Origin of the sequence: Brakhagea slesvicensis (genome assembly GCF_052161625.1) — a bacterium.
Classification (GTDB): Bacteria; Planctomycetota; Planctomycetia; order Pirellulales; family Pirellulaceae; genus JBKCUI01.
Genome location: NZ_CP197412.1, coordinates 5,655,245 through 5,677,658, shown reverse-complemented (window position 1 = coordinate 5,677,658; position 22,414 = coordinate 5,655,245). Strand labels below are relative to the sequence as shown.

15 protein-coding genes and 1 tRNA gene are annotated in these 22,414 nt (G+C 54.3%); 8 read left to right on the top strand and 8 right to left on the bottom strand.

The window, feature by feature from the left end; genetic code table 11:
• Positions 1 to 223: 223 nt before the first annotated feature.
• A complete protein-coding gene (locus SH467x_RS21435) occupies positions 224 to 604 on the bottom strand; it encodes a hypothetical protein (RefSeq protein ID WP_482369134.1) in 381 nt (126 codons plus the stop codon).
• 284 nt (positions 605 to 888) lie between these two features.
• Between SH467x_RS21435 and SH467x_RS21430 the strand changes: the two genes are divergently transcribed.
• Genes SH467x_RS21430 through SH467x_RS21420 form a run of 3 tightly spaced genes read left to right on the top strand, consistent with a single transcriptional unit; the run spans position 889 to position 5,269 of the window.
• Positions 889 to 2,304, top strand: a complete 1,416-nt coding sequence (locus tag SH467x_RS21430) for a MotA/TolQ/ExbB proton channel family protein (RefSeq protein WP_482369133.1) — start codon at positions 889 to 891, stop codon at positions 2,302 to 2,304.
• Positions 2,301 to 4,244, top strand: coding sequence for a hypothetical protein (locus tag SH467x_RS21425; RefSeq protein WP_482369132.1), 1,944 nt, complete (start codon positions 2,301 to 2,303; stop codon positions 4,242 to 4,244). The genes SH467x_RS21430 and SH467x_RS21425 overlap by 4 nt, the downstream gene beginning before the upstream one ends.
• Before the next feature lie 20 nt (positions 4,245 to 4,264).
• A complete protein-coding gene (locus tag SH467x_RS21420) occupies positions 4,265 to 5,269 on the top strand; it encodes a hypothetical protein (protein WP_482369131.1) in 1,005 nt (334 codons plus the stop codon).
• 84 nt (positions 5,270 to 5,353) lie between these two features.
• Here SH467x_RS21420 and SH467x_RS21415 read toward each other — a convergent pair whose 3' ends face one another.
• Positions 5,354 to 6,961: a TolC family protein gene (locus SH467x_RS21415; RefSeq protein WP_482369130.1), complete on the bottom strand. Its 1,608-nt coding sequence runs from the start codon at positions 6,959 to 6,961 to the stop codon at positions 5,354 to 5,356.
• Between the two features lie 265 nt (positions 6,962 to 7,226).
• Here SH467x_RS21415 and SH467x_RS21410 point away from each other — a divergent pair, with 265 nt between their 5' ends.
• Together SH467x_RS21410 and SH467x_RS21405 are read left to right on the top strand one after the other, a co-directional pair.
• The gene (locus SH467x_RS21410) at positions 7,227 to 10,472 is read left to right on the top strand and encodes an efflux RND transporter permease subunit (RefSeq protein WP_482369129.1); all 3,246 of its coding nucleotides are present in this window, start codon (positions 7,227 to 7,229) and stop codon (positions 10,470 to 10,472) included.
• Positions 10,462 to 11,826: an efflux RND transporter periplasmic adaptor subunit gene (locus SH467x_RS21405; protein ID WP_482369128.1), complete on the top strand. Its 1,365-nt coding sequence runs from the start codon at positions 10,462 to 10,464 to the stop codon at positions 11,824 to 11,826. Before SH467x_RS21410 ends, SH467x_RS21405 begins: the two co-directional genes overlap by 11 nt.
• Positions 11,827 to 11,855: 29 nt before the next feature.
• Here SH467x_RS21405 and pyrF read toward each other — a convergent pair whose 3' ends face one another.
• Together pyrF and SH467x_RS21395 are read right to left on the bottom strand one after the other, a co-directional pair.
• Positions 11,856 to 12,740, bottom strand: a complete 885-nt coding sequence (pyrF, locus tag SH467x_RS21400) for an orotidine-5'-phosphate decarboxylase (RefSeq protein ID WP_482369127.1) — start codon at positions 12,738 to 12,740, stop codon at positions 11,856 to 11,858.
• Between the two features lie 83 nt (positions 12,741 to 12,823).
• Complete coding sequence (locus SH467x_RS21395) at positions 12,824 to 13,663, bottom strand: YdjY domain-containing protein (protein ID WP_482369126.1); 840 nt, start codon at positions 13,661 to 13,663, stop codon at positions 12,824 to 12,826.
• Positions 13,664 to 13,847: 184 nt separating this feature from the next.
• Between SH467x_RS21395 and SH467x_RS21390 the strand changes: the two genes are divergently transcribed.
• Positions 13,848 to 15,773 carry a hypothetical protein gene (locus SH467x_RS21390; RefSeq protein ID WP_482369125.1) on the top strand — a complete coding sequence of 642 codons (1,926 nt, stop codon included), beginning with the start codon at positions 13,848 to 13,850 and terminating at the stop codon, positions 15,771 to 15,773.
• A 134-nt stretch (positions 15,774 to 15,907) separates the two neighbouring features.
• On the opposite strand, the gene SH467x_RS21385 is transcribed toward SH467x_RS21390, so the two are convergent.
• Genes SH467x_RS21385 through SH467x_RS21375 form a run of 3 tightly spaced genes read right to left on the bottom strand, consistent with a single transcriptional unit; the run spans position 15,908 to position 18,974 of the window.
• Entirely contained in the window at positions 15,908 to 16,462 is a 555-nt protein-coding gene (locus tag SH467x_RS21385) for a cob(I)yrinic acid a,c-diamide adenosyltransferase (protein WP_482369124.1), read from the bottom strand.
• Positions 16,462 to 17,772 (bottom strand): hypothetical protein, encoded by a 1,311-nt coding sequence (locus SH467x_RS21380; RefSeq protein ID WP_482369123.1) that lies wholly within the window; start codon positions 17,770 to 17,772, stop codon positions 16,462 to 16,464. The genes SH467x_RS21385 and SH467x_RS21380 overlap by 1 nt, the downstream gene beginning before the upstream one ends.
• Positions 17,769 to 18,974 (bottom strand): hypothetical protein, encoded by a 1,206-nt coding sequence (locus tag SH467x_RS21375; RefSeq protein WP_482369122.1) that lies wholly within the window; start codon positions 18,972 to 18,974, stop codon positions 17,769 to 17,771. Before SH467x_RS21375 ends, SH467x_RS21380 begins: the two co-directional genes overlap by 4 nt.
• A gap of 477 nt (positions 18,975 to 19,451) precedes the next feature.
• Here SH467x_RS21375 and SH467x_RS21370 point away from each other — a divergent pair.
• Positions 19,452 to 19,525 (top strand) — tRNA-Arg (locus SH467x_RS21370).
• Positions 19,526 to 20,349: 824 nt separating this feature from the next.
• Complete coding sequence (locus SH467x_RS21365) at positions 20,350 to 21,705, top strand: hypothetical protein (protein WP_482369121.1); 1,356 nt, start codon at positions 20,350 to 20,352, stop codon at positions 21,703 to 21,705.
• A gap of 83 nt (positions 21,706 to 21,788) precedes the next feature.
• Here SH467x_RS21365 and SH467x_RS21360 read toward each other — a convergent pair whose 3' ends face one another.
• Complete coding sequence (locus SH467x_RS21360; RefSeq protein WP_482369120.1) at positions 21,789 to 22,274, bottom strand: PEGA domain-containing protein; 486 nt, start codon at positions 22,272 to 22,274, stop codon at positions 21,789 to 21,791.
• Positions 22,275 to 22,414: the final 140 nt, after the last annotated feature.

Genomic DNA, 22,414 nt, shown 5'->3' with positions numbered 1-22,414 from the left:
CAACAAATTCGAGCCTCTCCCCTGCACAATCCGTGCAATCTTGGTGGTATCATTCGCGGACTAGGACCGATTCTATGCCGGACGAAGATACTGCAATTACATCAGCCAACAACCATCCACAGGGGGGAACGAACCGTCTTCATTCTCTCGACGCATTTCGAGGGATGGTCGTCCTGTGGTGTGTCGTCGCTTGGATGTACCGGCGCAGAATCTTTTTAAGGGTCTAGCGATATCGGCGTGTGGTCAAAATATCCCAGGCATACCATTCCGCAAACAGGAGGAGCACGGGGACGACTGCGAGCATGAACTGCATGAGCTGGTTTGAGCCGGGAAACTCAGGTAGCTTGGTCTCCAATCCCTTGGTAAGCGCGAACACCATACCTGTGTTCATCGCACACAAAACAGTGCTCACCAATGCGATCCAAAGGATGTACCCCCCCAGCTTCCAAACGGCTCTTCGGTCTTGCTGGGAGCTCGTCGATTCGTCGTTCACCATCTCAATTGTCCCCTTTGAGTGGCCATGATAGAGAATCCGCGAGGCAGATTCTAGCTGCCGCTCGCTAGTAACACGGCTTTCTGCTTGAACCAAACTTCGAACTTCCATCGAGGATGGGTGCGTTGGACATCCTTCGATCGATTCGACCGATACAGATTGCCAAACTTTCCAGGCTTCGGCTAACCCTCCCTTTGCAATCCTGCCGATGCAACAGGCAGATGACCGCATTGCTAGCGGGGATTGCATGCATTCCTGGTGCGGACATTTGTCTTGCCTCGATCCTTGGCGATTGATACAAGACCCAGACGGCTCCGAAGGAACAGCGATCCTTCGATTCGTTCTACCCGAAGGCAGGGACTCCCGTGTTCAAGCGATTACGTCAAAACGTGGCCATGTTTCAAGCACCTATGATCTCGTGTACCGTGATCGGGAGCTTGATTTGTTTGGGATATTACGGCGTGTTGCGGGTTGGCGATGAACGGTTGGCATTGCTAAAACGCTACTCCACCTGCCATGAGGTGGCGTACGTTACGGTCGAGTTGTTCTTCATCGCAGCGTGCGTTTTGACCTACAAATGCTTGGAGGTTTTCAAGCAGCAGCGATTGCAAAATCAAAACGCGGTCGCGGTCGATGAAATGAAGTTGGCGCGATCGGACGAAGACTTCGACGGCGATCTCGATCAACTTCTTTGGCTCGAGGCGGCTTGGAAGTCGCAGTCTCGTGCATTGTATTCCAGTTGGTTTGGGCAACGAGTTCGCGAATTTTTGCAGATTCAATTGCTCCGCAAGTCCCTCGAGCAAAGCGACGAGACGAAACTCAAGCTCTCGGAACGCGACGCAGACCTCCAACATGACAGCTACGCCTTGCTACGCATTTTGGCTTGGGCCATGCCCATGCTCGGTTTCTTGGGAACCGTCCTCGGGCTCTCCACCACGCTCGGGCAGATGGACGCATCCGCGCTCGCGAGCGGTTCGCAAGAAGCGATGAACGATATTACGCAAGGGCTCTACGTTGCATTTGATACAACAGCCGTGGGGCTGGTTCTGACGATGGTCGTCATCTTCGCTCAGTACCTGGTCGGCAAACAAGAGCTCCAGGTTCTCCATCAAGTCAACAACTTGGCGGACGATCTCTTCGGCAATACATTGGTCGTTCGATCGCAGCATCACGATTTCACCAAGGTCGAGTCGGCTGTCGAAGCGGTTACGGCCTCGGTCCTGAAATCGGTCGAGAAGCTGGTCAAGAAGCAGTCGGCCCTCTGGCAAGACGCGTTGCAGCAAGCGGAAGATCGATGGAAGCTAGCGACCATCGGAACAAGCGATGCCGTTCAACAGTCACTCCTTCCGGCCATTTCTATGGCCATGGAAAGTCTTGTATCCCCTCTTCAAGAACATCAGGAACGGATCGCCAAACTCCATGCCGAAGGTGCAACGCTCGTCGATCATCGCATCCAACAATGGCAGGTTACAATCTCGGATCAAGCGCGATCGATGGTCGAACAACAATCCGAAATGCGCCAACAGACTGACTTGCTTCGCGAGCTGATTGAAAAAGCGGAGTTGGTGAAGTCGATGGAGTCGCCCCTCCAAGCCACATTGCAACGTCTCACCGATGTCGACCGATTTCACGACGCAGCGGTTTGCCTTGCCGAAGCGGTGGCGGTTCTCGGCACGCAAATGGAACGCTATGGATACTTGGGACGACAGCCTGTTCGTCGTCGATCCAGCTCAACAAACGAATCTCCTGCAACACCAGCGCAATCTGACGAAACACCGGTTTCGATTCCATTTCCGAGGAAAGCAGGATGAGCGGTCGAAAACGCCGCGGCGACCAATTGGCGCCAGCTCTGTTTCCGTTCATGGCTGTCCTCCTTTGCTTGATTGGTGCACTCGTTCTGATCTTGTCGATCACTGTCACCAACTCGCATGCGTCGGCGCGCAAAGAGGCTGAACTAGCGTTCGCGGAAGTGGAGGGACAGGAGAACCTAGCTGAATCGGTTTCAGAGGGGCTTTTGGAAACGCGCGAAGCCTCCAAAGAGGAAATAGAAAAGCGCCGCGAGGCATTGCAGTACATCGAAGATCATTTGCGACGTCTTCGAGAAGAATATGCGGACATTCGAAGCAAACTCCGACGGCTTGAATCGAACGAGTTTATAGCACAAAACGAGAACGATGCCCTGCAGAAACAATCGGATGCACTGAAGAATCAGATCGATGCGAAACAAGTCGAGTTGGCCGCTCAAGTCGAGGCATTGAAAAAGAAGAAGCCTGCATTCGCCATCGTCCCCTACTCAGGTAGAAATGGGACCTCCCGAAGGCCGATCTATTTGGAATGTCGAGCCGATGGTGTGGTGATCCAGCCGGAAGGTGTCGTGATCGCTCCCAAGGATATGTTCCCTCCCGGACCCAGCAATCCGCTCGCATCAGCCCTTCGTATGCTCCGAAACAGGTATGAAGAGTCTGATCGCGCCCAAGGCTTCGCGTCGCAAGCACCCTATCCGTTGTTGATGGTCCGACCAGACGGCGTGGAGACCTACGCGATCGCCCGAAAGGCAATCGAAAGCTGGGATGATCAATTCGGCTACGAACTGATCAACGCGGAAATGGAACTCGCCTTCCCGCCGAGCGTACCTGGTACCAAGGAAATGCTCGAGCAAGTCGTGGAATCTTCCAAGCAAAGACAGAAAGCATTGCTCGCGGCCAATCCAAAGCTTGCTCGAGAATACGCCATGGCGATGGATAGCTGGCAGGATTTCGACCAAGAAGCTTCAGGCGCGAACTCGGGCGGAGGAGGGGGAGGGGCCGGCCAAGGCAACTCTTCGCTCAATCTTCAGCCCATCGAAGATGCGAAAAATTGGAATATGGTACAGCCGGTCTCAAATGGATTACCCCCTCAATTGACATCCGGTAGTACAGGACAATCTTTCCCCGCATCAACTCCCCTGCCCTCTCCTATCCATGAATCCACTCGGATACCAGATGGTGCTGTCGGGTCCGCGAGCAGCGGGGCCCTCGCCGCCATGCAGAACGGATCGATTCCGAGTTCCTCCTTTGAACAATCGGTTGCACCTAATTCGCCAAGCGACTCTCCTGCATCGAATGAAACCGGTCAAGCAGATGGAACGGAGGGTGGTCAAGGATCCAGTTCGTCTCCTTCAACATCCAGTCTGTCGGTTACGAATCAATCGGTCAGCAATCCCTCCTCCCCATCGAATCCTTCCTCGATGGGTGGCGGTGGAGCTCCCACGACTGGAAGCGCGACACAACCTGTCAATGCCGTGAATCCAGAACAAGGACAAACGACGCCTACAGCTGCGTCGGCTGCGATTCAATTGGGTGATTCAAACAAGAAGTACGTGAAGCCCGAAGGGGATTTGAAGCCAATCTCGGTGGGTGCCGGAAAGAACTGGGCCCAGGCCAAGGCAGAAGGAAAAGCGACGCCTGTTTCACGTACGATTCAAATCGTTGCGATCAACAGCAAGTGGCTGATCCGCTCCGATCAGGATCCCAACCGGTTCGAGCGAATCATCGTTTTGGAAAACGGCCCAAAGCAAGTCTCGGACGAACTGGCTGAAGCGATCAAGGATCGGGTCGATTCGTGGGGCCTTTCGCTTCCGGGTGGGTATTGGGTGCCGACGGTTGTCGTGGAATCGGCCAGCGACGCACAAACCAGCGTAGGTCGTCTCGAACGATTGCTGGAAGGTAGCGGCGTCGATCTGCGCGTCGTTCCCCTGACCATTCCCAGATAGAGGATAACGCGAGGGATACGATGGGGCGAAAGCACAGCGAAGAGCAGTTGGTCGGCGACGACTGTTTTATGGATACGATCGCCAACTTGATCGGAATCCTCATCATCCTGGTGATGATTGTGGGGGCAAGAAGCTACACCTCGGCAAAACAGGTTGTCGCAAACGAGATTGATCAGCGACGTGAAGCTCTTCAGCAGCCCCGCGAGCTCTCGAGGCGGATCGAGTCGGACATCGACGATCAAGTAGAACAGATGCAGCGATACGAAATCGAACTCGCCAATCGAAGCATGGAACGAATGATGCTGATCGATTCCGTGACGATCGCGAAGCAGGATCTGGAAAAGCGATTGGAAGAGCTGAACGACGAAAATCGCGTGGATGCCGTGTCGAGCTTGGAATTAACCGAGCTGCAGAAACAATTGGCGGATCTGCTCAAGCAGGAGGGAGAACTCCTCCAGCAACAACAACCCGCCGCTATCTTGCAACATCTACCTACGCCGATGGCTAAGACCGTTTTTGGTCATGAAATCCATCTCATGTTGACCAAGGGCTTGGTGACGGTCATTCCTTGGAACGAACTTGTCGAAACCCTCAAACGCGAAGCGCGTGGGGCGGTGCAACGAAACACACAAAAGAGCCAAATCACGAATACCCTGGGTCCTATATCTGGGTTTTCCATGAAGTACTCGCTGAAAAGCCAATCGGGAATGATGAGCGATGGCTCCACCATGCGCATGGGAAGATTGGTCGAGCTCGATAAATTCGTACTCGTCCCCACAGCCGACATCCTGCAGGAGACTCTCGACGAAGCATTAGCGACCAGCGGGCGATTGAGAGCCGAGTTGGCTTCTCACAGCGATAAGAATGTTACGGTAACCGTTTGGGTCTATCCCGATAGTTTCCAGGTGTTTCGAGAGCTAAAGGAGCGGCTCTTTCCGGAAGGTTATCTGTGCGCGGCCCGCCCTCTTCCCTTCGGCGTCCCCATCGGGGCATCTCCCAACGGCGCCTCCAGCACAGCACAGTAACTTCGTTCCATCGGCCGCCATTAAGAGTCCATGAAAACCCAGTGACGCATGCTGGATCGGTCGATTCGGAAAGGGCGGACTGCCCTATTCGGTTTTCGCTACGGAAGCGTCGATTGGCCAGCCGAGCGACCATTGAAGCTGCAGTTGGGCTCGATTGAAATTGGCGATGGCGTTGAGGTAGGCACGCTGGGCTGACTCCAGTGCTTGGATCGATTGCAGTGCCTCGATGGGCAATCCCTGTCCTTCTCGAATGCGATCCATGTTGCGGCGATGCGAGTCGCTGGCAGTCGCAATTGCTCTTTCAGCGATTTCGATTTGTCGTCTGCGCATCGTGACTTGCACGTTCGCTTCCGCCACTTGTTGGGCGACCAGGTCCATCCATCGGAGCTTCTCAAACGTCGCTTGCTGTACCTGTGCGTTTCGCTCGCTACGAGCTCCCTTTTCGCCAAACCCCAGATTGCGAGTTTCCCACACCATCATTGCATCGATATCGTATCGGCCGCCAAAGTTCTCGGCGTTGCTCCCTAGGCCTCCTCCAAAGCTGGTCGTGCTGAATCCGAGCAACACGCTGGGGACGAACGGTGCATACTTCTCCCGCTTGAACGCTTCACACGCGGCCGCGACGAGAGCCTGCGACTCTTTCAACTCAGGCCGGACCGACAACCCCGTCGCAATCAAGGATGCTTCTTCCGTGGTTGGGGGAGCCAGCTCCAGTGGTACAATCACGGGCTCTTGGGGCAATAATTTGCTCGTCATCGAAACGCTCAGCTCCCGCGCCAATCTCGTGGACGCGACAAGTTGGCGTTCTTGCGCCGACACGATTCTCGATTGCAACAACGCGTACTCGGTCGCAGTTCGATCTGCGTCGGACTGAAGACCTGAACCTGTGTCGGCGTAGTCTCGAGTTACCTTCGCAAGGTCTGCCGTTCGAGTGGCGGACTGCGATAAGATCTCTTGGTCTTGGTAGGCCTCAAGGAGTTCGATGTAGGCCAGCGCACCGTTGAGCAGCTGCTGATTCAATGCAGCGTTGGCGGCATGCGAACGCGCCCAAGCGGTCTTCTCCGCTGCTTTGGGTAAGAATATGGCATCGGCCAAATGGAATTGGGCAACGACGCCAGGTTGGGTTGGAGAGCCTGCCGCGACAGCACCTGCCCCAAGCCCGTAGTTCATCGAATTCAGATTGACGTCGACGATCGAACCGTCAACGGCTTGGTAGTTTCCATCCCTGCGGCGATAGTTGAACCCGGACTGAATGCTTGGGAGCCACATTACTTTCGCGCGATCAAGCCGTGCATAGGCTTCTTGCACACGCCAACGGGCGAATCCGACGACCGGGTGTTGCCCCCCGATCATCGCGAGAGCGGTGGGGAGATTGATCGGTACGACATTTGGTGCACCGATTGGTTCCGAAGTATCTGCTACGGGTTCGAGTGCGGGCGCTTCCTCGATGGCCAGTGCCTCGTGAACGGAGACGGTCGTCGATGCAAGGGCTACGAAACCATCCGGCGTAGGATTGGGTTCATGGTCGACCTCGACCTTCACCGGTGCGACGGGTTCCCGCAATGGTGGCGTTGGATAGGTAGAGACTTCGGGGCGCGATGGCTTGGAGTGGTTTGCGGGGGTTGTCGCGCATCCCTCGAGTGCAAGTACTCCGGAGATCCCGAAAGCCCATTTCCAGTAAGTTCGCTTCATTTCGACAATTCCCTCCAGCTCATCTCATTCCAGCATCCGTCTGGATCGCTTGTACGGAATCTGTTTCGGCGTCCGATAAATCGGTCGCTAGGGTCTGTAAGGAAGAATCGGTGAATTCCAATTTTCGGGCTGTGGGTGGAATCGGATGCACGGACTAAAATGATGACCACAGTTTGGCAAAGTCTACGGCTTGGCTTAAGGTGAACGGCTGCGGCAACCTTGCGGGCTCTTATTGATTTCGTTGGTCGACTTGGAAGTCTTTTGAATGCAACTTATCCTTTCAGCAATGCGCCGTCCGGCAACTGTGATGGTGCTGGTACTGAGCCTAGCCCTCGGCTGCTTCTTGGCCGTCGGACCATCGATTTTTCAACAGTACAAATGGTCTTACCCATCCGGCTTACCGCGAGGGATGGAAGTCGACATCTTTCCTAAACTCAATTTGCCTGTCATCTATGTTTGCCAGCCCTATGGCGGAATGGATCCGGCGCAGATGGAGGGGTTCTTAACGAATTACTACGAATACCACTTTCTCTACATCAGCGGTATTCACCATGTCGAGTCGCGGAACGTCCAAGGCACCGCGTTGATGAAGCTGTACTTTCATCCCGAAACCAACATGGCACAGGCGATGGCGGAAACGATTAATTACGTCAATCGATCCCAGGCCTTTATGCCGCCGGGGACGGTTTCTCCCTTCGTCATGCGCTTCGATACAGGCTCGGTTCCTGTTGGTTATCTGGTCCTTTCGAGCGACACACGAAGTATTGCCGAGATTCAAGACCTTGCGCTCTTCCGGGTCAGACCGATGTTCTCGAGTTTGCCCGGTGTTTCAGCACCGCCCCCATTCGGCGGCAGCGCTCGTTCGATCGTCATTACGGTCGATCCAAAGAAACTGCAATCCTATAGCATGTCCCCCGATGAAGTGATTGTCTCTCTCACGAAAGGGAACACCCTTAGTCCTTCGGGTAACATACCGATCGGGGATAGTTACCCGATTGTGCCCGTCAATTCGGTGGTGAAAGATCCCCAACAGCTTGGTTCCATTCCCATTCGCATGGGTGAGAACCCGGTCTTCCTTCGCGATGTGGGGACTGTCCAAGACTCCGCGGACGCCCCAGCTGGCTACGCGTTGGTAAACGGCAGAAGAGCTGTCTATATCCTTGCGACGAAGCGGGCCGAAGCTTCCACTTTGAGCGTGATCAACAACATCAAGAACGCGCTCCCCAAGATGAAGGAAGCGCTCGGTGCAGATGGTGAGGGAATTGATGTACGGTTTGAATTCGATCAATCTCCCTACGTGACGCGGGCTGTGGGAGGTGTGGTCAGTGAAGGACTCCTCGGAGCGTTCCTCGTCGGATTGATGATCCTTCTGTTCTTAAGGGACTGGCGCAGTTCGCTGATCGTTGTCCTCAACATCCCTCTCGCTCTCTTCGCGGCCGTACTCGCTTTGTGGATCACTGGCCAAACCATCAATTTGATGACCCTCGGTGGGCTGGCATTGGCCATTGGGATTCTCGTCGATGAAGCCACGGTCTCGATCGAAAACATCCATTCCCACCTGCAGCGAGGTGTACCCTTAGCCCGTGCCGTTCGAGACGGCTCGCTCGAGACGATCCGTCCACGACTGCTGGCGATGCTCTGCATCCTTGCGGTCTTTGTCTCGTCGTTTTTTATGCAGGGGGCCGCCAGAGCCTTGTTCGTCCCTCTCTCACTTGCGGTCGGCTTTTCCATGATCGCATCCTATTTCCTCTCCAGCACATTCGTGCCGGTGATGTCGGTCTGGCTCCTCAAAACCCATCCGCATGGAGCAGGTGAAGCCCGAACAGGGGCATCCTCCTCCTGGTTCGATCGGATGCGCGAGGCCTATGAGAGAATTCTCGGTAGTTGGGTTCATCTTCGCTGGGCTATCGTCCCCCTTTACTTGATCATTTGTATTGGAACGGTGGCATGGATTACCCCGACGCTGGGACGAGGTGTGTTTCCCGTGGTGGATGCAGGGCAGTTTCGATTGCGTATGCGAGCCCCAGATGGGACTCACATTGAAAAATCGGAGTCGCTTGCCAAGCAAGCTCTCTCGGTCATCGGAGATGAGCTTGGACAAAGCAACATTGAATTAACCCTTGGCTATGTCGGGATGATTCACTCCAACTTTCCCGTTAACGCGGTCTATCAATGGTCCCGTGGACCCGAGGAAGCGATCCTTTACATCGACCTCAGCGATGAACTGCATCTCCCGGATGAGATTCTCAAGGAACGAGTCCGGACGCGTCTCGCCAAAGAAATGCCAGACGTGCGGTTCTCGTTTGAACCGTCCGATATCGTCAACGAAGTGATGAGCTTCGGATCTCCAACGCCGATCGAAGTCGTTGTGAGCGGTGCGGACTTTGCAAAGAATCGAGTCTTCGTCGAGAAGATCAAAACGGAACTTGCGAGCATCTCATCGCTTCGCGATATCCAATTGGGGCAGTCGATGGACTATCCAACGATTCAAGTCAACGTGGACCGAGAAAAGGCGGGTATGGCTGGACTTACACCCGTCGATGTCTCGCGAGCACTCGTCACCGCGACATCTTCAAGTCGATTCGTTGTCCCGAATTATTGGGCCGAACCGAAGAGCGGGGTCGCATACCAAGTCCAAGTAGAGATTCCTCGCCCGATCGTTCGATCTCCCTACGAGGTAGAGACGATTGGCTCCGTGGAGCAGTTGGGACGTATCCCATTGCGAAAGACCGACTCCAGCCAAGTCCTTATTCGAGATGTTGCATCGATCGAACCGGGAACCATGCCCGGCCAATACGATCGCTACAACATGAAGCGGCAAGTCTCGTTGACGGCGAACATCTCCGGTGCAGATCTTGGTTCGGTTTCCTCTGAGGTTGCCAGCGCCATCCAGCGAGCTGGTGCACCTCCCACCGGCAGCACGGTAGAGATACGTGGTCAAATTCCACCGATGCAGGAGATGGAGGCAGGACTTTCGATCGGATTGCTTTTGGCGATCGTTGCCGTGTTTCTATTGCTCACGGCAAACTTTCAGTCCGTTCGATTGGCTTTGGTCACCATCTCGACCATCCCGGCTGTGGTGACGGGGGTCGTGCTGATGTTATATTTCACGCGAACAACGATCAATGTTCAGTCGTTCATTGGAGCGATCATGGCGGTTGGAGTCGCGATGGCCAACGCGATTCTTCTGGTGACGTTTGCGGAAAAGCGACGGACCGAGTTGCGCGACATTTCACGCGCTGCCGTGACGAGCGCCGGGAGTCGGCTGCGAGCCATTTTGATGACCAGCTTCGCAATGATCGCTGGGATGTTGCCTATGGCTCTCGCTTTTGGCGAAGCGGGGCAGCAAAACGCTCCACTCGGACGCGCTGTCGTCGGAGGGCTAATCGCCGCAACTTTTTCAACGCTGTTCCTATTACCATTGTTCTTTACATTGTTGCAGTCTAAGGCGAGTCTGAAGTCTGCGTCCATGGACCCCGATGATCCTGAGAGTCGATACTATGCCGTCTAATTTGAATCCGCTCCCCCGGCGATGGAGATGGGCGACCCTCAATTTGTGCGCGGTCATGGCGGGATGCAATGCACCTGCGAACCGTGAAGCGACTTCGGAGGCGCCAAGCGCGAATGCATCTGCGATCGACCGCGTTTCTGCTGGCAAACCCATCACAAAGACTTTGAAGCTCTATACCGAACAGCCCGGACGCGTTGAAGCTTTCGAGTCGGTTCCCGTCCTGTCGAAGATTTCCGGGTATGTTTCCACCGTGCATTTCGATATCGGCGATCCCGTGAAAAAGGGAGACGTCCTGCTTCGAATTCATGCACCCGAATATCAAGATCAAGTCAACCAAAAGAAAGGCTTGCTCGCGCAAGCTGAGGCGCAAATCAAACAAGCGGAAGCTGCATTGGGGGCCGCCAACGCATCCGTGAATTCCGCCAAAGCGATGGTCGCGCAGGCCCAAGCCAGCTTGGCTCGCAATGAAGCGGAGTTCGCTCGATGGGAGTCCGAAAGCGAACGGATTCAACAATTGGTGAGCAAAGGTTCGGTCACTTCGAAACTTGCCGATGAGACGATGAGCCAATTCGAAGCCTCCAAAGCAGCCAAACTCGAGACGTTCGCTGCAATCGAATCAGCACGAGCATTGGAGCAAGAGGCGTTGGCCAAAGTGGGGACTGCGTCGGCTGATGTCGAAGCAGCCAAAGCCAAACGCAACGTTGCAGAGGCCGAGATTCAGCAAGCCGAAACGATGATGACCTATACCGAGCTCATCAGTCCGCTCGACGGATTTGTCATCGGACGCAAAGTCGATCCAGGACATTACGTGCAACCAGCCGGCTCCAATAATGCGCAGCCGTTGATGACGGTTGCAGATGTGAGCCGCGTGCGTGTCTTTGTGAATGTTCCTGAACAAGAAGCCGCGTGGGTCGATGCGGGTTTTGACGATCTCACCAAGGGGGATAGCGTGACCATCCTCGGGCAAGCCGTCGCAAGTGGAGCAAAGGAAGCAAGAGTTACGAGGACCAGCCTTCAACTCGATTCACAAAGCCGGACTCTCGCAGCCGAAATCGATTTGGACAATCCCGATTTGAAGTGGCTTCCCGGGGCCTTTGTCACGGTCAAGATCCTGCTCGAAGAACGATCAAACGTCGTCACGCTCCCTATTGCAGCCATCGTCAAGGATGGAGCATCGACCGTTTGCTGCGTTGTGGTCAATGGGAAAATCGAACACCGAAAAGTCGAGTTGGGCTTGCGAGTTGGGAACGATGTTCAAGTAACGTCCGGTCTGGATGGGACCGAAATGGTCGTTCTCGCACGAGCTGGTTCCTTGGTTCCAGGCCAAGCCGTCGAGATGATTGTTCCGAAATAAACAATCTGAAGTAGTTGGACATTCGCCCGCTATCGCAACTGTTCAATCATCTCGAGCGTTGCGGCCTCGACAGCGCGGGTCCAATGTCCAGCCGAAGCATACTGTGGTTTCTCGTGTGCGAAAATGATTCCCCTGGAACTATTGACCACCGCACCGAGCCCCCGTGAATCCAAACCGTGTCGAACGTCTTCCGCTGAACCTCCTTGGGCGCCGTAGCCAGGGATGAGAATCCAAGCGTTCGGCATTCGGCTTCGCATCGCGATCAATTGTTCTGGATACGTAGCGCCAACAACACAGCCAACAGAGCCATATTCGTTGGGGGAATCGGCCGTCCTCAGGGCTTGTTCCTGAACGTAGTCCGCCACTCGATCGGAGATCGTCGCTCCCTCAAGCGATAGATCTTGCATGAAACCGCTTCCGGGGTTCGACGTCTTTACCAAGACGAATATCCCCGCATCCGCTTCAACACAGCGTTCGACAAATGGATCGAGCGAATCCTTGCCCAAATACGGACTGACCGTGAGGGAATCCGCTCCGAATGGACTGTCCGCTCCTAAGTAAGCCTTCGCATAGGCTGTGGCGGTCGAGCCGATATCGTTTCTCTTTCCATCCAAAATGACCAGCAGGCCCTTGGATGACGCGTAACGGACGACTTGCTCCAATACTTGCACACCCGCAGGTCCAAGCTCTTCGAAGAATGCACTCTGCGGCTTCACGATAGGTACGAGTGGCGCGACGACATCGATGATCGAACAACAAAAAGTTCGATACGCATCTGCGGCAGCTTGCCATCCCTGAGCCGTCGGATCGACTCGCAGTGAGCCGGGTAACTGCTGCCAGCGTGGATCCAATCCAACACAGACAGGGTTCTTCTTGGTGAGAACGGCGGCAGTCAATCGTGAGCCAAAACCCATGGATACAATTCTGTGTGGAAAGAGTCAGGAGATTGATTGTTGGAAAGGATACTGAAAACGAAAACAAGGTAACGGAGCAGAAACTACTTCTTTGCGGGGGCTAGCAACCGAGACACTGCTTCAGGAACCGGTTTGTCGAGGTACTCTGGTTTGTCCGTTTCATGTTCAGGTTCAGAACCAAATGCGATTTCATCGGAAAGCTTCAACACCAATCGAATTGGCGTATTCCGCTTGGGGATGCGATCGGTATATGCATCGAATGCAAGGTTCGAATTCGCTTGTTCGCTGCGCACGACCAAGTCCATCGTCGAAGTTCCGAAGTTTGCAACACAAACCAACTCGCCGCTATCAGCCATGTAGCGACGCTCCTTGGTGAATTCGTCGACGTACTCCTTGCTACCGGCAAAAACCCAGTCCCATTTCAGTTGGTTCTTGGTCCCCATGTGCCGAACCCATTTCTGCGCGAGCGTCGATTTGACTTCTCCTTTGTCGTCGAACCAAAGCGCATAGATGCGAATCGTGGAGCCATGTGCAGGTTTGAAGGGCTCGAATTTCGCCGGCGAACCAGGTTTGGCACCGATCGCGAGAAGGGCCGCATGCACCAGCTGCGAGCGACCAAACACCGCCACCACGGACTCGTGTTCCTTCGTCCCCGCCGGACACGCGAACATTTCGAGCGGCGCTTCACGTTGGGCAATATAGCCATCTAGAACCACAACCTGCTCGTTTCGATCGATCCAAACGCGATCGCTTGGATGGAGCGACTTGCAATTCTGAGGTGGAGCGAACGCCTTGGTCACACTTTCCTTCAACTCCTCCTTGCTCATCCATCGTTCTTGATCGGGCTGCTGCGGGAACAAGCGACTTGAAAAGAGGAGAGTGACCAGTACACACCACAACGCTGATCGAAAAGGTGATATCATCCCGCTTGTATCCTTGCGTTGTCTGGAACGAAACTTTTTGGCGTGTCTATACCCCAAGGTCGAATTTTGATGAAAACCGACGTGGGGCCAAGAATCATCAACTCGGCGCTTGCAACTTGAAATCCGGCAACAACAATTGGCCTTCGACATCTTATCATCAATCTCGAATCTGGACGAGAGACCTATGGACTGGGTAAAACCCAAACACCGCGCGAAACAGCTTCAACGGCAAGAGGTGACGGAGAACGAAATCTCCGCCGGAGCGTGGCTCAAACAGCTTTGTGAAGACAACGTCGCGCTCCTCCAAGCTTCGTTGCCAATCGACAACACCAAGAAGGCAAAACGGACCGATGCGTCCGCGTCGATCGAATCCTATGTCCGCTCCATCGCTTGGGGGACTGGTGTTTGGGAAACGGAGTCGGACACAGGTCTGGCCATGCTGCAGGATTTGGTCCATTCCTTTGGAGGAGCCTCGTCGCGATCGAATCGCAAAGCTTCGACTCCCTCGCTCACACCCAATCAGATCGCGCACGCTAAGAAGATCGGAACTTGGATCACGCAGCAATTGCCTCGCGCTGGTTATGACCCGTACATAGCACTGACCTGCGCAGGTTGGATTCACGCTCTTCCCCACGTCGGTCGCGAGATCAGTCCAGCCCTCTGGCTCGAAGTCCTGCAGTCGATCATGACGCAGGTCAATCGCGGCTGGGAAGCGGGTCCAGAACCAGAAGATGGACTCTTTCCTTGGATCCTTTGGGCGTGCGAGATTCCGCTGGGGCTGGCGAAACAATTGTCGCACCTCGGCGGCAAGGATCGAATTGTTAGCGATGCCCTGAATCGCATCGCACAGCTGCTTGAAGAAGCGGCCGAAGAGCCTGCCCCGTTGATGCGGTTGGGAGCACAAGACCTGCGAGCGACGCTCGCATCCATCGTCCGAAGCCGTTGGGCTGCCGATTCGGTCGGAGCGAGGAAGTGGTATCCGCCCCAACGCAAAGCGATCACCAAACTCACGACCTACGCGCTTGGACTTTCCGATGCCGAAGGGCGGCAGCTTCTTTTTGACGAAGCCGATACGAAACTGGATTCGGAGTTTTGGCTCTCCCTATACGAACTATCCGATCGCAACACCAAACTCGCAAACACGATGGCTTGTGCCCTCCCCGATGCGGTTGGCAAGTCCCTGCAATTCAAACCATCGCGCTTGCGTAAAGACAAAACGTTGGACGCGTCGATGCCCAAATTCAGCCAATACTGGGAGGCCAGCTCCATCGCCACCATGCGACGCTCCTGGAGAGATCCGGGATGTCGGCTGGCTGTCGATTTCTCAAGCGATGTGATCTGGCTCGATCTTCTCGGCGAGAATGGCGCTCGAATCTTCTCCGGAGACTGGGATGTAGCAGTCGAGAAAGATGGCGTTCCTCAATTGATCGATCATGCTTGGCAAGAGCTCTGCTGGTTCTCCGATGACGATGTCGATTACCTGGAACTCGAATGCGCAATCGGAGAAGAGTGTAAGATCCAACGCCAAGTCATGCTGATGCGCGACGAAGGAATGGTCTTTTTTGCGGATGCGCTGATCGCGCAGGAATCGGCTCGATGGAAACTGCAATCGAGTTGGTCAGTCGCACATGGCCTGAGATTCACCTACGACGCCAAAGTCACCGAAGCTAAGCTTTGCCGAGATCGAATGGATGACTCGGAAGGTGAAAGCGTCGCGCTGCTCCTGCCGGTCGCGATGCCTGAATGGCGGCGATCTGTTAAAGATGCTTCCCTCGACTGCCGCGATGATACGCTCCTACTTACGGCAGAGTGCAATGCGAAGAGCCTTTACAGTCCTCTCGTAATGCCGCTGCGATCTTTGACCTCCACCAAGGCATACACGTGGCGACAACTGACGATCGCCGAAGAATTGCGTATCCAACCGCGCGATATCGCGGAGGCGTATCGGCTGCAGATCAACCGCGATCAATGGGTCTTCTACCGATCGCTCACTCCTTGCACCCGCCGAACCGTGATGGGGCTCCACCTCAACACGGAGTTTTATGCAGGACGCTTTTGCCCCGATGACGGTCAATTCGAGGCTATCGTCGAAGTCAACCCAGACGAGTGATCGCGAACACTTTTCCCGCTTCCCTGTATTCCCATTGCGATCTCTGCGCCTTGGCGAGAGATCTCTTGGTTTTGGTTCAGTAGGAATTTGCGAGCCAAGACGCAACGGCGCATCGGGCGGAGAACAGCTTCTCGCTATTTGCGAGGGCTTTCCCAGCGGGTGTCTGGAATTCCTGCGACATGGTTGGAGTATCTCGCCATGACGAATAGCAAATCGCTCAATCGGTTCAAAAAGACGATGATGTGCGAAGCATCGCTGACGCGACCGGAGTTGCTAAAGCTTACGATCTCGCGCTCCGTCCTCCGACACACGGTTCGTGCGACGTGCAGGTGGGCCGCTTGTAGGGTCCCCCCGGGTAAAATGAAGTTGCGGAGGGGCTGCAATTGGGATTCCAGCTCATCGATCCATTGCTCCATCTGAGTGACATGATCTTCCGCCGGCCATTTGAGTCCATGCTCCTCCGGATTGGGGGTGGCCAACTCGGCGCCGATGGAAAAGAGCTGGTGCTGAATATGAACGATCATCCCGTCCATATTCCCAGGTAGGAGACTGGCCCTAGCAAGCCCTAGCACCGCATTGAGCTCATCGATGGAACCGTAAGCGCAGATTCTCGCGTCGTTCTTCGCAACGCGCGGACCGCCAAACAACCCCGTGGTCCCCGCATCTCCGGTCTTGGTATAAATCTTCATCAAACTCTTCCTTCTTCCAAGTTCTCTGCCATGACTCGATACAAGTCCAACGTTTCGCGACCCACGATGAGAGAAAAGACTTGGCGAATTTGCTCAAGCCCCCGTTTGATTCCTACTCCCGCATTCCAGCTTGGGCCCGACGCGTCCCACCTCAAACCGTCCGTTTGCAATCGATAATAACCCGGCTCGCATGTGACAAAGGACCAGTCACCCGTTTCCGTGATTGAAAGCATCCGGGATGTCGTCGCTTCGGATGACGTCGCTTCGTTTGTCGGAGAGTAAGTTGAATTCGATGGTCCACCCTCCTGCGATCGTGGGATGGAGTACGATTGGCAATCAAGTTCCGGCCAACCGGACGCCATGCGAGGGTAAGGATAACTGACGATACCATCGCAGCGAAATTCAACAGTGGTCTCGTCTTCTAACAGCAATTGCAAAACCCAAGCGTCCGATTCGCTTTTTGCCACCTTCTCGACACCCAGTACATTGTAGGTTTGAATCTCTGATTTGCCTGCGGTCTCAATCTGCTGCAGGATGTGTGCAACATAAGGATGGTGCACCGCTGCATCGCATGGAAGTATCCATGTCAATCGCGAGGAAGTGCTCGGGTCTAACCAATTCAAAACCTCTTGAACGAACAAGCAAGCTCGATCGGAGGCTCCAACGACAGCGATATGTTTTCCAAGGATTTGCTTGGACTCAAATTTTCGGTCCAACGGAGAATGCTTGAGGAATGACTCGCGATGCACGAGCTCGTCGATCGCTAGTCCGCCCCCGGGCCCCATTCCCGATGTAGTCTCCATGGCTCCGCGGCAATCGAGCACGATATCGGCTCTCGAAACCCATGTACCGCGATGGCGACCTTCGACGACCAATCGAAACTGATCCTCGCATCGAGTCTGCGGATCGGTCTCTTCGTCGCGGAATGTTCGCAATCGCGAGACACTTGAAACCGGACTCAAAAAATGGATGTCATCAAAGAGCAAATCGGTCTTGGCTAACGGTAGGAGATACTGTTCGGCGTACTCTTTCCCCGACCAAACGGCATCGGGATTCGGCAGCACATAGTCTGGATTCTGTGACTTGATGGCCGCGTGCCCAAGCGGAGAAGTGCAATCGGAGACCGGGCATCCGAGCTTGCGATCATTCCAATCGAGCATCCGATGCGCCACGCGTCGCGAATCAAAGATGGATACAAAATAGCCTAGGAATCGAGCGTAGATCGCCGCCTCGATCCCGATCGGCCCTGCACCGATAATCGCCAACGTGGCAGGGGAGTCTAATTCGGGATCCCAGGGAAGCTCGATCATGGTAGGGGAATGTCTACGAGTGCAAAGTCGACCTCTTGTACATGCAAGCTGCCGGGGGCGCGGAAGACAAACTTACAACCTTCGAGCCCTTTTTCTAGTTCAAAAAGAAAGGACATTCCCATTTCCTTGTCGGTCATTCGAGTTGTCGACCAGCCAACGTTTTCAATTCGCTGGTCCTTGCTATCGAGCATGAACACATCCTGCAATGTCGACCATGCCTGCGACGAGACGGGCTTGCCCCCCTCCGAGGCCTGTCCCCCATCGTGTTTGACCGCCACAAGCAGTTCAAATATGTCGCGGTTCTTGCGAGCTTGTTCCAACGTTACGTTTAGGGATCCGTTGCTCAATTTTGCCGATCGTTTGTTGACGAGATCCGAAAATGAAACGCCCGCCATGCGGCCTGGGACCGCTGCCTGAAAGGCCCCTTCGAAGCGAGCAATTTTCTTGGCTTGCTTGGACGGCATCGGAAAGTCGAGTGATATCTGCAATTGAGATCCACCTATGGGAATAAAGGTGATGTCTTCCTGAGTGCGAGGTCGAAGCACTTCGCCGTTATCGCAGATCAATTGAATCTTCTCCGCTGGAAAGGTGATGAGAGAGGGGTTGAGGCGAGGCTCCCAAGCAAAAAGGAAATCGATCGTCAACGTGCTACGATCCGGGGATTGCAGATTGCTCGATTGAATGATCTGGATCGGCTCAAGCCGAAAGGCGCCTGAATAGGCCGCCATTTGGATGCGAAGTGGTGCATCGTCCTGTTGGGGAATCAACCGAATGGCTTCCCCGTCGCCCTGCATGACGGTCAAGTTGAGTTGATCGAGGACTTCGTCGAACGCTTCCCAAAAAGTGGTCTCGGAAAACCTGGCGTCGATCGTCAAATCAAGGCCAGGTGTCTCCTCCAAAGGGATGGTATTCCCTGACAACTCACTGATCTTGCGCAACGCATCGGAACCGGACATGGAGCCAGTGAGTTGGATGCGAGTCGGGAGAAGAATCGACTCTTGCTCTTGGGATTCGAGTGCAGAGCGAATCCGTTCCATCCGAAGCAATGCCTCGGAGCTATCCGTATCGCGGACGGGAGGCAGCTTGTCCAACACCGTGGGGCCCAATTTCAGCAATTCCCGTTCTGCATCCTCTCGCTCGTTGGTTCGATTGGAATCGAGCGATCGAAAGAGTTTGGCAAGCGTTTCTTCTGCAGAGGTCAAAACCGGCGTCGATTCCCGAGGCTCTTGGGATTCCCCGATCGAAGCCCAAGCAACGATGAAAACCGCAAAAAAACGAAGGATTCGACTGCACTTTGTGAAGGAAGGAACCGGGCAGGAAGACAAGCAAACGAAACGGGCCATGATGGAAGAATGAAAAAAGCGTGTTGAACAAAAACCAGGAGCCGGCGACTACGTCGACAGTTTACCACGATAAGAAGGAGCGAAGGACTTCATCAAGCCACGAAACGGTCCCAGCGTCAGAGATCTCAATCGTCAAAGTGCCTCACTCGCCTCAGTGGCCATTGAGAAATGAGGTTGAGAGGCACAATCGATTGCCACTTTCGAGTTGCCGCCTTGCCCAAGGAGTGTGTAGAATCCGCAGGTGTCGCATCGGGAGTCACCAGCCAGTTCCCACTGGCCCGCCCCTCTCGCTAATTTGCCACAAGTCCTCTTATGGCAATGCGTTACAAAAAACCCGGGGTCATAGCTCAGTTGGATAGAGCAACGGATTTCTAATCCGTAGGTCGTAGGTTCGAATCCTACTGGCCCTGTTGATGGAATACCTTGTGATTCGCTGGTGAAACGAAACCTTCCACTCTTCGGCCGTGCATATTTGCTGGATTGGTGTTTTCAGTAGTTACTGAGAACAACAGCTTCGGACCTGTGCAGTTCGCAGCCTTCCGCGAGGCGTTTACCCAGGGGGCAACAGGAGAGCGAGCGACGACGATGCCGCTGAAGCTTGCGTACTCCGCCTTGGGCGAATGCGTCGCAGACAATAATTCTAGCTCCCTTCGCCCCCGGCTTTGCGGGGGAGAAGGGCTGGGGTTGAGGGGGACTGGATGTGCAAATGGCATCGCATGATTGATGTGTGAACACAGGTAGCAAGCAGTCCAAATCGGCAGCTTCAGGCTTCGGTGCATCCGTATGCTCAACCCCGCTTTCGATTCAAGTGCACAGCGGTCGAACTCAGAGAATGATTGAAAGTATCGGTCGGAAACCTGAGGGACAAGCCTCCAACGTTGGCGGACGCGCGGGCTTGGAGACCCGTTCTGCATAAGAAATGGAGAGTAGGTTTCTCGCCAAGGCGCCACGGCGCAATGGAGGGAGGAAGATAGAAGGGAGTGATTTAAGGGAATCACCAATCGGATTCGTTCAAAGATTTTCCGCCTCTCGCGTTCCCTTCGCGCCGTAGCGCCTTGGCGTGAAACGCTTTAACCAGGGACTGGTAGGTACCCATCTACTTAAGAAGTCCCCGGGCTTGCTACAGCGGTGCTGAACTGTGATACGATGCGGATTGTTGAGCAATTGGCTTGATGTTGACTCGGCATTCACGAGAGGCACCGTTGTTCAATGCAAATTCCCAGCGTGAGGATAGATGATGCCCCGAACTTCGGAGAAAACACTTAGCCCTCTGCGGCTACTTATCTTGTTTGTGTTGGGGATCGGAATCTTGGCCATTGTCGTGTTTGGCGAAGCTCAAAAGTACAACGACCGGTTCGTGGTGATGCAGAAAATACGAGAGCAAGGGGGAAGTGTCTTCCTCGGTGAGCCCAACACGGAACAATCTCCTTGGCAGATTCGATACTGGATTCAGTCCTTCGTCGAAGACAATAACGTATCAGCAGTGCGATCCGTTCAAACTCAACTTCAAACCGAAGAAGATCTAATCAGAATTCTCGCACTGGACGAAATGGTGAGCCTTACCCTAACCGGGAACCTGAACCCCACCCTGGTGAGTAAGCTTCCAAAGCTGCCATTCCTAGAGTCTCTTTCTGTGCATTCCTCGACGATCGATGCGTTGACGGTGGAGGGGCTTGCAGGAATTTCAAGCTTGAAGATGCTCGGTTTGAGGGGTTGCAATCTCACCGTTCCGTTGTTGGAGGCTTTAGCGAATTTGCCACTGGAACTTTCGCTGTCGTTCGAGAGCCAACCTATCTCAAATGAGATACTTATTGCACTTTCAAAAACCAATAACCTTCGAAGTTTGCAGTTCGATCATTGCAACCTCGACAATAGCAGCCTTCAGATGTTGAGCGGCTCCAACTCGACGGTCGACTTTACCTTGAACGACTCCCAGGTAACGACGCTTGGTCTGGCGCGATTTCTTCCTGTCAACAAGCATTGGACAGTTGAGCTACATTGTCAGGACGCGGCCCGTGCAGACTCCACTACCCCAAATCGATTCCCTTCAGCCGACCTGCTCGCAACGCAAACCCGATTGGGCTTCTCCGGTTCATGCATCGACGACTCTCTGTTTGAGTGCATTGAGTCCGCGAAAAACCTCCAAACGTTAGGGATCGGTAATTGTTCGATCAGCGATAAAGGGATGGCTCGGTTAAAGGAGTTTTCCGAGCTAAGGCAATTGTCGATCGCTAGCAAGGACCTAACCGATGCAGGGCTTGCACCCGTTCAGTACCTGTCAAAACTCGAGCAATTGTTTCTCAATGCCAGTGCTGTGAACGGAAGCCTCTTGGCACTTCTGCCGGAATCAATCCGCTCGCTTCATTTGCGGACTCCATCGGCCGAGCCATCATCGGTGGGGGGGCTCGCCAGACTCCAGCGTCTCGAAGAATTGACTTTGGAAGGCCGCAACTTTTCAGACGCGTCGCTTGACTTGCTATCGGGATTTCCTGCTCTGCAAAGTCTCACCCTGTATGACACTTCCATTACCAAAGAAGCTGTCGAACGATTCAAGCGCCGGTTCCCAGTCTGCAGAATTACTGACGAGTAATCTATCGTGCTCAGACTGCGGAGCGGCCGGAAGTAGATTATTCGCTCACGTGTCGGATCACTCGACCAGGGGCAGCGAAGAGTTTAGGGAGATGGTGCGACAGGGATTGGGGTAATGGGGAGGACTGGAGTGACAGGCGGAGGTTGTGAGACCGCGATTCCTTGGCTAGCTTGCAGTCGCAATTGTTCTCCGCTGTCGATCAATGCGTCATTGGTAACGACTGGATCTGGCGTGAGCTGTACGTCGATGATTCGCTCGTCCCGACGTTCAAACGGCCACAGTGACTCTGAAACAAAGTCGAGTGGCGGAATGGCATACCATGGAGGATTGAATCGCCTCAAGAAGCGTTCGGTTCGATATCCGTCCCGAACGATTTCGAAGTTTCTTGTCCCGTAGTAAGTGTAGTTTGTGGAGACCGGGCTTAGGCCAATTGGCTGCCGATCGACGTACACCATGGCTCCAGGTGGATTGGTGCGCACCGTCATCCGCTTGCGAATGCATCCAATTTGCATTGCAATCAAAACCGCCATGCACACGGATGCGAGTCGAGTGATGCGAGACAATTCCATTTGTGATGGGATGGTTGGGGGTGCCACGATCCGGTTTGGACAATTCCGTGGACAGTACCGCAATGGGGGAAATGGCCGCAAGTCCGATTGCCGCAGAGGTCATTTCGAGACGAAATGCATTCACTTCGTCGGTGTCTCCT